Source organism: Ornithinibacillus californiensis, assembly GCF_001038485.1.
GTDB lineage: Bacteria > Bacillota > Bacilli > Bacillales > Amphibacillaceae > Ornithinibacillus > Ornithinibacillus californiensis.
The window spans coordinates 17,974-31,896 of sequence record NZ_LDUE01000007.1; the positions used below are offsets into that span (position 1 = coordinate 17,974).

General features: G+C 37.2%; 16 protein-coding genes. 5 read left to right on the forward strand and 11 right to left on the reverse strand.

The window, feature by feature from the left end; translation table 11 throughout:
* Nucleotides 1-19 precede the first annotated feature (19 nt).
* Complete coding sequence (locus TE34_RS01370; RefSeq protein WP_047983039.1) at nt 20-1,105, forward strand: D-alanyl-D-alanine carboxypeptidase family protein; 1,086 nt, start codon at nt 20-22, stop codon at nt 1,103-1,105.
* A 56-nt stretch (nt 1,106-1,161) separates the two neighbouring features.
* On the opposite strand, the gene TE34_RS01375 is transcribed toward TE34_RS01370, so the two are convergent.
* The 3 genes from TE34_RS01375 to TE34_RS01385 form a co-directional block, all read right to left on the reverse strand.
* A complete protein-coding gene (locus TE34_RS01375; RefSeq protein ID WP_047983040.1) occupies nt 1,162-1,704 on the reverse strand; it encodes a histidine phosphatase family protein in 543 nt (180 codons plus the stop codon).
* Between the two features lie 12 nt (nt 1,705-1,716).
* A complete protein-coding gene (locus tag TE34_RS01380; RefSeq protein WP_047983041.1) occupies nt 1,717-2,184 on the reverse strand; it encodes an SRPBCC family protein in 468 nt (155 codons plus the stop codon).
* 339 nt (nt 2,185-2,523) lie between these two features.
* Nucleotides 2,524-2,976, reverse strand: coding sequence for a DUF2269 family protein (locus TE34_RS01385; RefSeq protein ID WP_047983042.1), 453 nt, complete (start codon nt 2,974-2,976; stop codon nt 2,524-2,526).
* A gap of 220 nt (nt 2,977-3,196) precedes the next feature.
* Between TE34_RS01385 and TE34_RS01390 the strand changes: the two genes are divergently transcribed.
* Nucleotides 3,197-3,760, forward strand: a complete 564-nt coding sequence (locus TE34_RS01390) for a nitroreductase family protein (protein WP_047983043.1) — start codon at nt 3,197-3,199, stop codon at nt 3,758-3,760.
* A gap of 379 nt (nt 3,761-4,139) precedes the next feature.
* Here TE34_RS01390 and ddlA read toward each other — a convergent pair whose 3' ends face one another.
* Complete coding sequence (ddlA, locus tag TE34_RS01395) at nt 4,140-5,240, reverse strand: D-alanine--D-alanine ligase (RefSeq protein WP_047983044.1); 1,101 nt, start codon at nt 5,238-5,240, stop codon at nt 4,140-4,142.
* Nucleotides 5,241-5,427: 187 nt separating this feature from the next.
* Between ddlA and TE34_RS01400 the strand changes: the two genes are divergently transcribed.
* Nucleotides 5,428-5,982 (forward strand): hypothetical protein, encoded by a 555-nt coding sequence (locus TE34_RS01400; protein ID WP_053074932.1) that lies wholly within the window; start codon nt 5,428-5,430, stop codon nt 5,980-5,982.
* Here TE34_RS01400 and TE34_RS01405 read toward each other — a convergent pair.
* Nucleotides 5,979-7,064, reverse strand: coding sequence for a D-alanyl-D-alanine carboxypeptidase family protein (locus tag TE34_RS01405; RefSeq protein WP_053074933.1), 1,086 nt, complete (start codon nt 7,062-7,064; stop codon nt 5,979-5,981). The genes TE34_RS01400 and TE34_RS01405 overlap by 4 nt on opposite strands.
* 474 nt (nt 7,065-7,538) lie before the next feature.
* Here TE34_RS01405 and TE34_RS01410 point away from each other — a divergent pair, with 474 nt between their 5' ends.
* Together TE34_RS01410 and TE34_RS01415 are read left to right on the forward strand one after the other, a co-directional pair.
* The gene (locus TE34_RS01410; RefSeq protein WP_047983045.1) at nt 7,539-8,105 is read left to right on the forward strand and encodes a CotY/CotZ family spore coat protein; all 567 of its coding nucleotides are present in this window, start codon (nt 7,539-7,541) and stop codon (nt 8,103-8,105) included.
* 134 nt (nt 8,106-8,239) lie between these two features.
* On the forward strand, nt 8,240-8,575 hold the full coding sequence (locus TE34_RS01415; protein ID WP_047983046.1) for a thioredoxin family protein: 336 nt from the start codon (nt 8,240-8,242) through the stop codon (nt 8,573-8,575).
* Between the two features lie 20 nt (nt 8,576-8,595).
* Here TE34_RS01415 and TE34_RS01420 read toward each other — a convergent pair whose 3' ends face one another.
* Genes TE34_RS01420 through TE34_RS01445 form a run of 6 tightly spaced genes read right to left on the reverse strand, consistent with a single transcriptional unit; the run spans nt 8,596 to nt 13,830 of the window.
* Nucleotides 8,596-9,927, reverse strand: coding sequence for an ABC transporter permease (locus TE34_RS01420; protein WP_047983047.1), 1,332 nt, complete (start codon nt 9,925-9,927; stop codon nt 8,596-8,598).
* The gene (locus TE34_RS01425; protein ID WP_047983048.1) at nt 9,924-10,616 is read right to left on the reverse strand and encodes an ABC transporter ATP-binding protein; all 693 of its coding nucleotides are present in this window, start codon (nt 10,614-10,616) and stop codon (nt 9,924-9,926) included. The genes TE34_RS01420 and TE34_RS01425 overlap by 4 nt, the downstream gene beginning before the upstream one ends.
* 17 nt (nt 10,617-10,633) lie before the next feature.
* Nucleotides 10,634-11,923 carry a hypothetical protein gene (locus tag TE34_RS01430; RefSeq protein WP_047983049.1) on the reverse strand — a complete coding sequence of 430 codons (1,290 nt, stop codon included), beginning with the start codon at nt 11,921-11,923 and terminating at the stop codon, nt 10,634-10,636.
* A 4-nt stretch (nt 11,924-11,927) separates the two neighbouring features.
* Nucleotides 11,928-12,758, reverse strand: a complete 831-nt coding sequence (locus TE34_RS01435; RefSeq protein ID WP_047983050.1) for a hypothetical protein — start codon at nt 12,756-12,758, stop codon at nt 11,928-11,930.
* Nucleotides 12,755-13,444 carry an ABC transporter ATP-binding protein gene (locus TE34_RS01440; protein WP_047983051.1) on the reverse strand — a complete coding sequence of 230 codons (690 nt, stop codon included), beginning with the start codon at nt 13,442-13,444 and terminating at the stop codon, nt 12,755-12,757. Before TE34_RS01440 ends, TE34_RS01435 begins: the two co-directional genes overlap by 4 nt.
* Nucleotides 13,441-13,830, reverse strand: a complete 390-nt coding sequence (locus TE34_RS01445) for a GntR family transcriptional regulator (protein ID WP_047983083.1) — start codon at nt 13,828-13,830, stop codon at nt 13,441-13,443. Before TE34_RS01445 ends, TE34_RS01440 begins: the two co-directional genes overlap by 4 nt.
* Nucleotides 13,831-13,923 lie beyond the last annotated feature (93 nt).

Here is a 13,923-nt window from a genome sequence, read left to right on the forward strand (position 1 = left end):
TAAAAGGGAGAGGACCACTATGTTTAACAACAAAGCGTATAACATACTAACACTTAGTATCCTTCTTCTATTACTATCGGCATGTAATTCTAGTAATAATACTACTGAGGTAATTGTTGAAGAAGAACCTGGTGACAGCACGACGGAAAACGAACAGGAAGATCAGACACAAACTGAAGATGAACAGCCTCAAGAAGAACCCGAAGTTGAAGAGGAAGAAGAAATTGTCCTACCAACAGATGAACTACAAAAGGGTGATCAAGGAGATCACGTACAAACCTTACAAGAGGCATTAGCAATAGTAGGTTATGAGATTTCTATTTCTGGCACATACAATCTGGAGACAGTTTGGGCTATTACCGATTTACAGATGCAATCAGAAGACGTTTTCGTGACAGGAATATATGATGATGCAACAAAGCTTGTATTAGAAAACTACTTAAAAGAAGAAGTAACAATCTCTCCAGGTGAGGGTCTACCTCTAACTGATGATAAATATTTAGACGATGAGACAGTCGTTATTGGCAATCCGTATGAAGTTCTTGCCTTAATTAATAAACAACATGCACTACCTGTAGACTATAAACCTAGCGATATGGTCGTACCAGATGTCCGCTTCCCATTTGTGGAAGACTTACCGAAAAAGCAAATGCGTAAAGTTGCTGCAGAAGCATTGACCAAGATGTTTGCCGATGCAGATTTAGAGAGTCTCGATTTATTTGCACAGTCTGGTTACCGCTCCTATGAAACACAGGATTACCTCTTTGCGTCCTATGTTTCTAATCATGGAGAAGAGCAAGCAAATACGTTCAGCGCAAGACCCGGTGAGAGTGAGCACCAATCTGGATTAACGATGGATGTTACGAGCCCACATGTAAACTATTCTTTAGTTACAGACTTCGGTGAAACGGAAGAAGGAATTTGGTTACATGAACATGCTGCTGAATATGGCTTTATCATTCGCTATCCGAAAGGCAAAGAAGATATTACGGGATATCAATACGAACCATGGCACTTACGTTACGTAGGAGTGAAAGCTGCTACAACGATTATGGAACGTGGGATTACATTAGAAGAATACTTAGAAGAAATTCTAAGCGAGTAAAAAAATCAGGATATTTCTCATAGGGTCAGACCCCTAAAGGAGAGATATCCTGATTTTTATTTCCAAATTCGGTTTACTTCTGGGTTTTCTTGTTTAAAGTCTAATAGATAGACATCAGGATTGGATAGGTTCTCCCAATCCTCAAAGCTAAAGCTAGGTTGATAATATTTTAATACCATCGACGTTAGACCACCATGTGTTGCTATTACGACATTTTCACCTTGTTCATCTAAAATATCACTAATAACTCCAAGCCCACGATCCATAGTCTGCCTACTAGATTCTCCACCCTCGTAAGCTAACTCTATATCAACAAACGTTTGTTTAAGTTTATCTCGCCAATCCGGAAAGAATTCGGTACTTAGAACTCGCTCAGAAAGTCGATGATCGGTCTCGATAGGAATACCTCTTTCCTTAGCCAGCGGAGCGACTGAATCCTTTGCCCGATGATAGGGACTTGAGATAATACGATCAATTTCCACCTGCGAAAAGAAGTCTACTAGTTTCTGAGCCTGTTTAAGACCTTCAACTGTTAGTTTAGCCTCCAGCTCTTGCCCCTCGGCTTGGCAATGTCTCAAAATATAAATTTTCTTCCCCATAGACTCTCCTCCTTACTCGTTGGAATCTACTGTTTCTGCTTCAGCAACTTGCTTTACACGTTCAACAAATTGTACGACTACCTTATCACTATTTGCTAGCTTCATCATTATTTTAATAAACCACTTCAACGGGGTATTGGTTGTTGTGTAACGAAAGTAGGTTTTATTCTCATCTAGCTTTTTCACTTCATACTCTGCTGTAATCTCAAACATATTAGCAAGATTGAAGCCTACCTTCATCCTCTTATAATCTGGCTCATTTTCATACGCTAATGTTTCTACATCGTATTCTTGCACTCGTTTACCTTCACGATATTTTTGGCGGTAAACAGTACCTACTACATTTTCTGTTTCTTTTACTAGTTTGTTTTCTACCACATTTGGCATAATTTTTTGCATGTCTTCTAATTCGCCGTCTAAAAGCTTCCATACTTGCTGGATTGGCGCATTAATTTCAATATCTCTCGACCATGTTTTCATATACTCTCTCCTAAGCCTCTTATTTTCCCTATTTTACCATATCTCCCTTGTAGTTTAATACATTGCTAGTGGAATCTCCCTTTATCTGTCATAGAAAAAACGCCCCATTTCTGGGACTTTTTTTAGTTATGCTATATATCGTGGTCCGCAGCCAGTATACACTTCGCTTTCACTTCCAGTACAGGGGCGACATCTGCTCGAAAAGACCTCGCAGTGTCTACCTTGCCGCGGGCGGCTGGTGATCCTCCCGCAGGAGTCTACGTGTATACTGGCTGCTCTGAGGATATACTTATTTTGTATTTCTTCCTAAGTAAAGTTTACTTAGAGAAATGCTTAAACTTAGAATGGTTTTACTATCATTAATACAATTATTATCAAGAAAATAATGTTTTCGATTCGTTCTACAAAGAATAATCGTTTTGACATTCCTTCGTATTCGGCTGGGATGGTTTCACCTTCAGCATTTTTTAGTAATTCTTTTATTGGCTTAGACCTTGGTGACAGTAAAAATGGCCCAAAAGCTAGTGCTATAAGAAATAGTATTAAGCTGATGACATACCATCCTTGTTGGAATAGATACGTATTGATTGCTCCCATCAAAAGTCCAGTTAGTAACAATAGGGTTCCGCCGACCATCGTAAATATATGCATTCGATTCCTAATTTTATAGGCATGCCTTAATTCGGTTAAATTATTAGCCTTCGATACGATGATAATCATCATAAAACCTGGGCCCATACCTAATATCGCTGAAAATATATGAACTAAAACTAGAAAATCATAAAGTGACATCGTACAACCTCCTAATGCCTTATTCTAAAACTATCATACACCTAATTTAGATAATTGTACGTGATAATAATCACATAGACTCTCGAAAAGGTTATGTATTTTTTTATATCTAGATGGATTTGCTTTTCGAACTTAAATCATTTACTATGTTGTTAAATGAAAATGATTATCAGTCGCATACTTTTCTTAATCAAAATGACAGCATAAAGAGGTGTTAGACATGCAAGTAGTAAAACAACAAACGGAACTAGCGAAACTTATTCGAGCACGTCGCTCCATCAAAAAGGGATATAACAATAAAATGGTAACAGAAGAGACTGTAACGGAATTATTAGAGGGTGCTATTTGGGCTCCGACTCATGGGATGAGGCAACCATGGAGGTTTATTTTCGTGGGTGAAAACCAAAAACAGGACTTCGCGAAAAAAATTGCAAGCACCTACCCAGAGGAAAGACAAGCAAATCGAGAAGACTATTTGAATGAACCGAACGCCATCCTTGTTGTTATCATGGAAGAAGGAGAAAACCAAAAGAAACAGGATGAAAACTTCGGGGCAACGGCTTGTATGATCCAAAACTTCCAACTTCTTGCTTGGGAGCAACAACTAGGAGTAGTATGGAAAACAAACCCACATATTTATGACCCTAATGTCGAAAAAATTCTAGATGTTCAAGAGAACGAAAGAATTATTGGCTTCCTTCACATGGGATTTTTCGATGAACAGCCCGAAAAGAAAGACCGCATCCCAGTAGCCGATAAATTCACCACGTTTCAAGTAGGTTAACTAAATTTAATGGACAAGCTGCAGAAGATTTCTGCAACTTGTCCATTTCCATTTTATAACAAAGCCATTATACGTATACTCAAATTAATAGAGACTGTGAGATAACATGAACCATATATTTAAAAGAACAATTAACTACATAAGCCCCGGAAATATACGGAGACTCCTGCGGGAGGAAAGACATCGGTGAGACCCCGCAAAGATGCACCTGCGTCTACGAGTAACGCTACGAAGAAGGCTTCCTCGGTGCAAGGCAGCAAGGAAGCCTATTCAAGTAGTAGCCTGGCTCACAAGCCGCCCGCGGAAAGCGCAGTATATTTCCGGGGCGGGTCATATGCACTTTCCTTTATATTTCTGATTACCTTGGTACAATCTCATCTTATTCCCAAACCGTATTCTTTAACTCTGCATCATGTTGATGACGCTCGATCGCTAAATCAATTAAACGGCTAATTAATTCAGAATATGGGATTCCACTAATTTCCCAAAGCTTCGGATACATACTGATTTTAGTAAAGCCAGGTAAAGTATTTACTTCGTTTACATATAACTCATCATTTTCTGTTAAGAAAAAATCCACTCGAGCTAACCCTTCACATTCCAGTGTCTTAAATGCCTCGATAGCTGCAGACTGAACCCGCTTCACTTGTTCTTCTGTAAGCTCTGCAGGTATAGCTAAATCTGCGCCTTTTTCATCAATATATTTTGACTCATAGGAATAAAAATCGGTATTCGGCAAAATCTCACCTGGAATGGATGCCATTGGTGCATCATTTCCAAGCACTGCACATTCAACTTCTCTCCCAACAATATTTTCTTCAATAACTACTTTATGGTCGTATTGGAAAGCAGATTCAATAGCAGCAATAAATTCTTCTTCGTTTTTCACCTTACTTACACCAACAGAAGAACCTTGATTTGCCGGTTTTACAAACATCGGTGTTCCAAGTGTTTGTCTAACTTCCTCATAGTTAATATTATCCTTATTTGGTCGCTTCACCGTTATGCCCTTTGCAACATTTATTCCTGCTGCTTGTAATAGCCTCTTTGCAATATCTTTATCCATACAAATAGATGATCCTAAGACACTCGGGCCCACAAAAGGAAGATTAGCCATGCGTAGCATGCCCTGTAGGCTTCCATCTTCCCCTAATGTCCCATGAACGATTGGGAATATAACATCCAGCTGTTCTAAGCTACCGGAATGGTCGGCATGGATTAACTGATTACTATCGGAACCAGGTACTACAGCAACATTATCATCTGACTTATTTAACGCAATTAACTTCGGATTTTCTGCATTTAGTAAGTAGGAGGAAGCATCATTTAAATGCCATTTCCCTTCCTTATCAATACCAATTAACACGACATCATATTTCTCTTTATCTATTGCATCAACAATATTTTTAGCAGACTGTAGTGAAACCTCATGCTCTGCAGATTTTCCACCAAAGATGATACCTACTTTTGTCTTTTTCAATTTAGACGTCCTTTCTATCTAGAAGGTAAATATATTCATACAACTAAAATAGCATAATTAGGCTTGGTTTTAATAGTACCAAGAAAAAAAATCCCTCATTCACTTCACCATTGGGATTAGTAACATATTCATAAAGGCGAAAGAATACATTTAAAAAGGACAACCACTAATGAATGGAGTTGATTTGATGTCAATGATGTTAGCCCTTCTACTAATCATATGTGCCTTACCAATCCTTGGTGTTATGCTTCTAAACATCACCTACCGGATACACTTAACTACTATGCACGGAATGGTTGTGGCAATGACAGTTGGTATGCTTTCTGGTATTTTCTTTGGTACAGTAATTGGCTTCCTTTTAAACGGAGATCTTTTCACCTCGACCATTATCTCCATACTAATCGGTCTCACCCTTGGCTTCTTAGTTGGGATACCATTTGGCATCGTCTCCGTCATAGATGGTAGTGTTTCTGGTCTCATGGGAGGAATGATGGGTGCCATGCTTGGAGAAATGATTCCCATGTCCAACCCAGATTCCATCATTAAGTTATTAGCTTTTTTTACTATTATGTTATTCCTTATAACAGCCTCTAAAACAGAGGATTCCATTAAAAGTCAACATGTAAAAGTATTTTTCTCTGTGAGAAAATATCCCTTTATATATATTTTCATTATAGCCATATTGTTTTTCCTTTTAAGAGATGTCCCAATCATTTCTTTGGATAACAACCATCAACATTAATGAGGCCTTTGAAGTCGTAACACAACCAACAAGAAAACGAGTGAACTGATCATGATGACACCTTCGTAATCTGAAGCTGGGATGCTTTCAAAACTTGTACCCACTTTTTGCACATGAGCTGGTTCTACCTTTTCTCCTTTTGCTTTAAGGGCAATGTATTGCTTTTCTTTCCAGTCTAGTTTTAATGAATTTGGAAGTTTCCTGAATTCTGTTTTTTTGCTATCATTACTTACAATTACATTATGACCTTTCCGAATAAAATTCTCAAAGCCATAATCTAATAAAGCAATTGTATCTTGATAGGATTCTGACTGTTGATTTGCTTGTAACGTTATAACTATTAACCCTAGGTCTTCTCTATTTGCTGTTGTTGCAAGCGTATAGCCCGCTTCCTCGATATAGCCTGTTTTACCACCTGTAATCCCAGGATACGGCATTTCCCGTAGTAATTTATGATGGGTGTAGAGTGTTGTATCCCAGTTTTCTCCATTCCATTCTATTTCTGTTAAACCAAATACTTTTTGAAACGCTTCATTTTCTAATGCATATTGTGTAATCATGGCGAGGTCTTCAGCAGTAGTATAATGATTCGAATCAAACAAACCATGTGGATTGGTAAAATGCGTATTTTCCACACCAATAACCGTTTCCAAATAGTGATTCACGTCTTCAGAAAATTGCTCAACATCTCCACTTAAATGCTCGGCAATTGCTATTGCTGCATCATTTCCAGAGTTAACTAGTAGCCCTTCAATCAACTGTCTCAGTGAGACTTCTTCCCCAACTTCCAAAAAGACAGATGATCCTATTGTTCGATAGGCATTTTCACTTACAGTTACATCATCAGTGAGATTTCCATTCTCCAGTGCGTAAATCGCGGTAGCAATTTTAGTAAGACTTGCTGGAAAGAGCTTATCCGTAGCGTTTTCCTCAAAGAGCACCGTGCCTGTATTTGTTTCTATTACAATAGCTGCACCACTATTTATATTAGGCGTCTCACCTTCTTCAGCTTGGACTTTCTCTATTGATGAACTATGTAGAAAAAGTAATAGTATTAAATTCAAGCATACTAGTATTCTCATATTGTCCCTCCAGTCGCTGACCATCACCCTCCTATATTTTAGTAGAAAAAAATTACAAGCATGTTAAAAACACGAACCTGTAATGGTTATTTAATGGATGTTACGTTTTCGTAATACATGTCTTATATAGTCGTATATTTATCTATTTACAAGTCCCCATTACTTACGTACGTGCTAGAAAAATCCTCCCTACTTCTATCAACTAAAAAAGAACCAGCAAAGATGCACTGGTTCCTAATTTCATGGGTCAAGGGCTATAATCTATTACCCTCCATGAGTAGAGTTATAAATATATCTATTCGTCTAAAGCCTTATCAGTGTTGGCCTTTGACGTGGTGAAACAACACAATTTCCTATTTAATTGGGATACCTTACTCATTTTTTACTAGAAATAGACTAGTAAACAACCATGATATCTACTCCAACATAGATTATAGTGTATAAACAATTTATATGAAAAGGAGAGATATGAGCATGAGTTGTTGTTCACATGGTAAACAATCAGGAGAGTGCGTATGTGATGTTGTTCGTAAAATTGTCCGCGCTCAAAATGAGGTAGCTGCTGCACAAGATGATTGTTGTACGACAGGGTGTGAGAATTCTATCGAGCAATTACTTTCACCAACAACTGCTAATGGCAATGGTCCGACAACAATCCCGTTCCTTCTATATTGTAAAGGTGATTGTGACTTGTTCTTCGCAACAGCAGTAGCTAGAAATGGTGGTACACCTGCAGCTGCAGCCGCAAATGGTAATGGTGTATTTGATTGTGTTGAGACACCAGTATTCAAAGCTAAGAAATTCAAAAAAGGCTGTTGTGTAGAACTAGAATTACTACTGTTCGAAACAGCAAATGGATCACATACTCCATTATTCAATACACCATCAACTAACGGAGATTGTTTCATTCCAGCCAATACGACTGGAAATTTTGTAGAAACTGGAATCTGTATTACAGTCGACCTGCATTGCTATTGCGCAATTCAGTGCCTAGATCCAGTAACACCGGTTGTTGCACCTATCAGTAACGGTCATTGCTAACAACTACACCGGTTAAGAAATGATAGACCCCCGAGTCTGAAGTGATTCCTTTAATGACTCGGGGTATTTCATATCTATTCCAAATAATGGATAACTGCTTAATCATTGGATATAGTAATACTAGGAGGATTACTATGCGAAACTTTACCGACCTAACAACCATCGATGCAATTGATGATTTTATTAGTACAAATACATTAGCTTTCTTATATATATCCCAACCTAACTGCAGCGTATGTCACGGCCTATTACCACAGGTAGAAGAATTGATGACAAGCTTCCCTGAAATAAAGCTAGGGTCTATTAATGCCTTAGAAGTAGAAGCAGTTGCTGGAAAGTTCTCTGTATTTACCGTACCAGTACTACTTTTATTTGTAGAAGGAAAAGAATACATTCGTGAAGCACGTATCGTACATATGGATTTATTAGAGGATAAATTACATAAAATATATATAAATGTGGTTAGATAATTTTCCAACCACATTTTTATTTATATTTCTCTACGCATTGCTTTTAACACATCAATTTGCGTTGCTCTTCTTGCCGGTCGCATACCAGATATAATTGTGACTACTAAACAAATAGCTACCGCAATAAGCACAAGACTCCAAGGAATAGCCGAGAATTGTAATCCTTCTGGCATTTCTTCCTGAAAGACTGATTCTAAAATTAATGGTAAACCAAAATTCACCACTACACTAGTAGCATAAGCGACAATTGTACCAATAAGAGCACCAATAATTCCGATATAGCTACTTTCTAGTAGGAAGATTTGCTTTATTGTTTTCGGACTTGCTCCAATCGCCTTCATTATTCCAATATCAGGAGCCCTTTCTGTTACCGCCATCGTCATTGTATTATATATCCCAATGGAAGCAATGATTAAAGCAATTGTCCCAACAAGAATTAATCCCGCTTTCGCAATAGTGAATAGCATATTAACTTGTTCCATTTCACTCACAATGGAATAGGTTGCATAATTTTCTGCTTCTAAATAATCAACAATACCTTGTACTGCTTCAAGGTTATCAGCATAGACATGTACACTATCATACGACTCGAGGTGAACGGTATCTATCACCTCAGGATCCAAACCAATTTCTCCACCTGGAGTACCCGTAAATGCTTCTACTTGCTCAAATACTTCCTGTGAGATATACACATCCGTGTTAATCAGCCACTCCCTTGTTGGCTCTTCTAAAATACCAACAACAGTTAAAGGTATTTCTTCAAAAATATCACCCTCTTGATTCTTTGCGACTGTCATTGTAATTGTTTCACCAATTATATTATCGGAATAACGAAATTCATCCTTTATTTCTCCAGTATCTTCATCATAGACATTTTCTTCCGTTTCAGTGTGCAAATAATTAGTAAAATGATACCCAACTACAACTTCGTTTGCTTTCTCGGGTAATCGTCCTTCAGAAATCTTTAAGCCAGATGCTATTTCAGAAGGAAAATGTGTAGAAACTGCCGTAGTCTCCGCTTTGTAACCTTCTAAAAAATAGGTTGGCAATTGTCTTAATTGAATTTTTCTAGTTACAGCTTTTACATGTTCAACTTTTTCCAAAACAAGGACATCATCTATGTTTAAGGAATTATAATTTCCATCCACTTCTTTTGCATAGACATCTATTTTGGTAACAACTTGATCTTCCAGCGTTTCCTGTACAATACTTTGTTGTAAACCATAGCCAATCGATGCCAATACGATTAGAAACGCGCAACCCATAGCGGTCGCTAGTATCGTCATAAAGGTGCGAACCCTGTTTTTCTTGATGTTTTGCCTAATAAAGCGAAACTTGTCCGTTAACCTCATACTACGATACCACCTTCCACTAAGCTTCCATCCTTAATAGTGATTGTTCTATCTCCAATACGGGCAACCTCTTCATCATGTGTAATGATAAGGAAAGTGATTCCTAATTCCTGATTCAGCCCCCGAATGATGTCTAGTATTTCCGCTTCTGTTTCACTATCTAAGCTGCCTGTTGGTTCATCTGCAAGGATTAGTGCTGGCTCCAGCACTAATGCTCTTGCAATACTGACCCGTTGTTGCTGACCACCCGATAACTCACTTGGGTAGTGATCCTTAAAATCTACTAATCCAACTTTTTCTAACAATCTCTCCACTTGTTGTTTTCGTTTTGTTTCACTTTCTCCTTTTAAAATTAGAGGAAGTTCAATATTTTGATAGGCTGTCATACTTGGTATCAATTGAAAGCTTTGGAAGATGAACCCGATATGATGTAATCGAAAATCAGCAAATCTAGCTTCTGATAGCTCGGTCACTCGCACACTATCAATCCAAATTTCTCCCTCTATTGGTCGGATAAACCCACTAATTAAATTTAATAATGTAGATTTTCCAGAACCACTTTTACCAACTACAGAGACAATTTCACCTTTGTTAACTTGCATGGAGATATCCTTTAAAACAGGTACGATCGTTTTTTGTCCCTTTTTACCTAATTCGAAATGATGGCTTAATTTATTTATCTTTATCAAAATTTCTCCTCCAATGCTTAGTTGATGACCATATTGTAGAATTGCAATTCATAGTTTTCGGTTTCATCATCAACATCTTTCATCACAATCTCGCCCTCATATAACAAGTCACCGGTTGCCATGTCACCAACAATAACCTTTGCCGGATCCTTATAATTTTTGAAGCGTTCCATTACGTAAATCTTATCTTCATTCATTTTCACTTGTGTTGCATCGCTGATATCTAATTCATCCCAGTTAAAAACAATATCCGATCCCACAGAAAAGTCATCTAAGCGTATGTCTAGTACCTTCAGTTTCCCCTCTATTACATAGGTAATATAGGCATGCGAATCATTCATATGTCCAGTAACATCATCTGTAGATAGCAATTCATTTCTGTGTATATCACTTAAATTGATTGGATTGAATTCTTCCGTTTCTAAATTGTATAAGAAGAAAGCTCTATCAGTAACTCCCCATCCCGCTTCTACAACACCATCTTCGTTATGAGATTCTTGAGAAACTGATTCCGGCTTTTTGTTCTCACTCTTTTGTAGTAAAAGGTATTTTTGTTCAGATATATCACGATAGTCATTTAATAAACTAATATCCGTCCAACCATCCCAGTCCCCCTCTTCGTTGTTTTCCACCGCAAGAAGAGTATCATCTCCTGTTATCTTATTTGTTGAAAGATCAATGGTATAAACCATTAATTCATATACATGTTGTTCGTTATGATAGTAGCCAATATCTGTCACTACTTTTAGTTCCCCATTAACTAATTGAACATCCATTACTTGGACATCACTATAATCTGCCTGACCTGGCACCTTGATTTTAAAAGCATTAGATTTATTTGTAGTCTTATTTAAAACATCTACCTCGAAGAAATAGTCGTGATGGTAAATTGTGTTGAATCTCTCTGTTGCGACATCTACGCCTACATAAGCAAGATATTCCTCATTATCAAAGTAGGATGAAGGACTCATCCATTTATTTCTCATAAAATTACGATATTCATCTTTAAAACTTGCTACTTCATTTGGCGGAAAAGTAGCTTCCAAATACTCGAAATAGGATAGCTTTTCTCGATAAGTTGAACCTTCATCCGTAACCATTACAGCACTGGAGTAATTACTCTGATCATAATAATCTCCACTGATTTGAATATTTTTAATAACTGATTCATCACCACTTATTGTTTTCAGTTCTAACTCAGGAAATTGATTTGCTACTACTAAAGATGTTTGGATAAAGTAGGCAATTAACACAACGATAATTACAATTGTTAACGTAATAAGCTTCCAAAATCGTTTTACTAGCATTACATCACACCCTTATCTTCTTATTCAGTAAGTAATTACTCATCCAAATGGACCCAGCAATGACGATTAATCCAGAAATTAACATTAAGATAAATAACTCTGTTGGATAGAAAAAGTGATTCAGAATTGTCTCGTGTAATAGAATTGGTAAGAAAAACACGATTAAGGCAATCCCAGAAAACAACACACCTAAGATAATTCCTTTCCAACGAAAGCTTCTTTCGAATAATATCCCTGTGAAAACTACAATTACTGCCATAAATCCGATTCCATAGTTAATGAAAAACTGAATAAACGAAACAGGATATAAAACTCGTAAATAGTCAAAACCGTTGATTATTTCATTTATTGTTAGATCCTCTCTAAATGTGTTTGGAACAATCATTTTCATTAACTCATTTTCAATTGTTAAGAATACAAGTTGAATGGAGATTAGTCCTAGTACCATCAAAAATATTGCTGTTGCTTTTGCTAGAAAAACGTTTAGTCTAGCCGTTGGTAGCATAAATAGGCGATAGGCAAACGTGTTTTTGCCTAACCAATCTCTATACCAGATGAAAAACACATAAATTAATAGGGAGGCAATACAGAGTAGAATAGGTGCAGAGAACCAAAACCCCCTTGTAATAAAGTCAAAAGAAAACAATCCCCAACCATTTATAGCCTCTTCAACTGTGCTTCCAGAAGATAGTTGCTCATTGATTTCTCCCAGATAATTATTGGCTGTCCATACAACACTTAATGTTTGCATTACCAATGTAATCCCAATCAACACCAAATACATTTTGAAAAAACGACTCAACTCAAAGTTGGTCAATTTTAGATAACTCATCATGCATGGTACACCTCTCTCATTACATCAATTATTGATTTACCCTCTGTTTCCCGTACCTCTTCAGCATTAAATTCTCGTAATACTACACCATCATTTAAGAGGACTGCTTTATCAATTAGATGTTCAATATCATTTATTTCATGCGTGGTAATGATTACTCCCCGGTCTTCTACTAAATGGCTTGTAAACACTTCCGCTATTTGCTCTCTACTGAAAATATCAATACCAGAAAATGGCTCATCCATAAGTAGGTAATCGACATCTAATGCCAATCCAAGTAACATGTTCACCTTTGCTGTATTTCCCTTGGATAACGATGAAATGCGCTCATTTGCATCTAGCTTAAAGAATGACAATAATTCGTCCGCACGCGTTTGATTCCAAGCATTATAAAAATCAGCCATGAACGTCATTGCATCGGAAATTTTCATGCTTGGTAGCATAGTAATCGCATCAGGTATAAACGTAATTTTTTCATAGCTATCTTTGTTTATCTTGTTACCATCAATTAAAATTTCACCGCTATTAATCGGAGTGAGATTCATAATCGCATTTAATACAGTTGTTTTCCCCACACCATTTATTCCGATAAGACAAGTAATTTCACCCTTATTTGCTGTAAAGGAAACACCATTTAACACTTTTTTTCTTCCAAACTTTTTCGTTATATCTTTCACTTCAATCATGCGTCACCCTCCTGTCCATCCTTTGCTTTATCAAAATTATCCTTCACTAAATCCAGTGCTTCATCTAATGGAACATTGATAGATTGAACAGAAGCGATAAACGTGTTCACGGCTTCTAGAATCAATTCCTCACGTACAGTCTTAATGACAGCTTCATCCCTTGTAATACGACTCGGTAAATTTCTCTCGGTAAATATCAACCCTTGTTCCTCCATTTCCTTATAGGCCCTTTGTGCTGTATTTGGATTAATTTTCAATTGGTTCGCTAATTCACGTCGAGACGGAATTTCCTGACCAGGTTCAAATAGTCCCGTTGCAATCTGTTCTTTAAAATGCTGTATCACTTGAACATAGACAGGGTCACGATTGTTAAACTTTATATTCATAGTCACAACTCCCAGTTTTCTTAATGATTCATTTCGAACCACTGTATTAACCACCTAATACACCACCCACAAAAAAATATGTACTAAGCACTT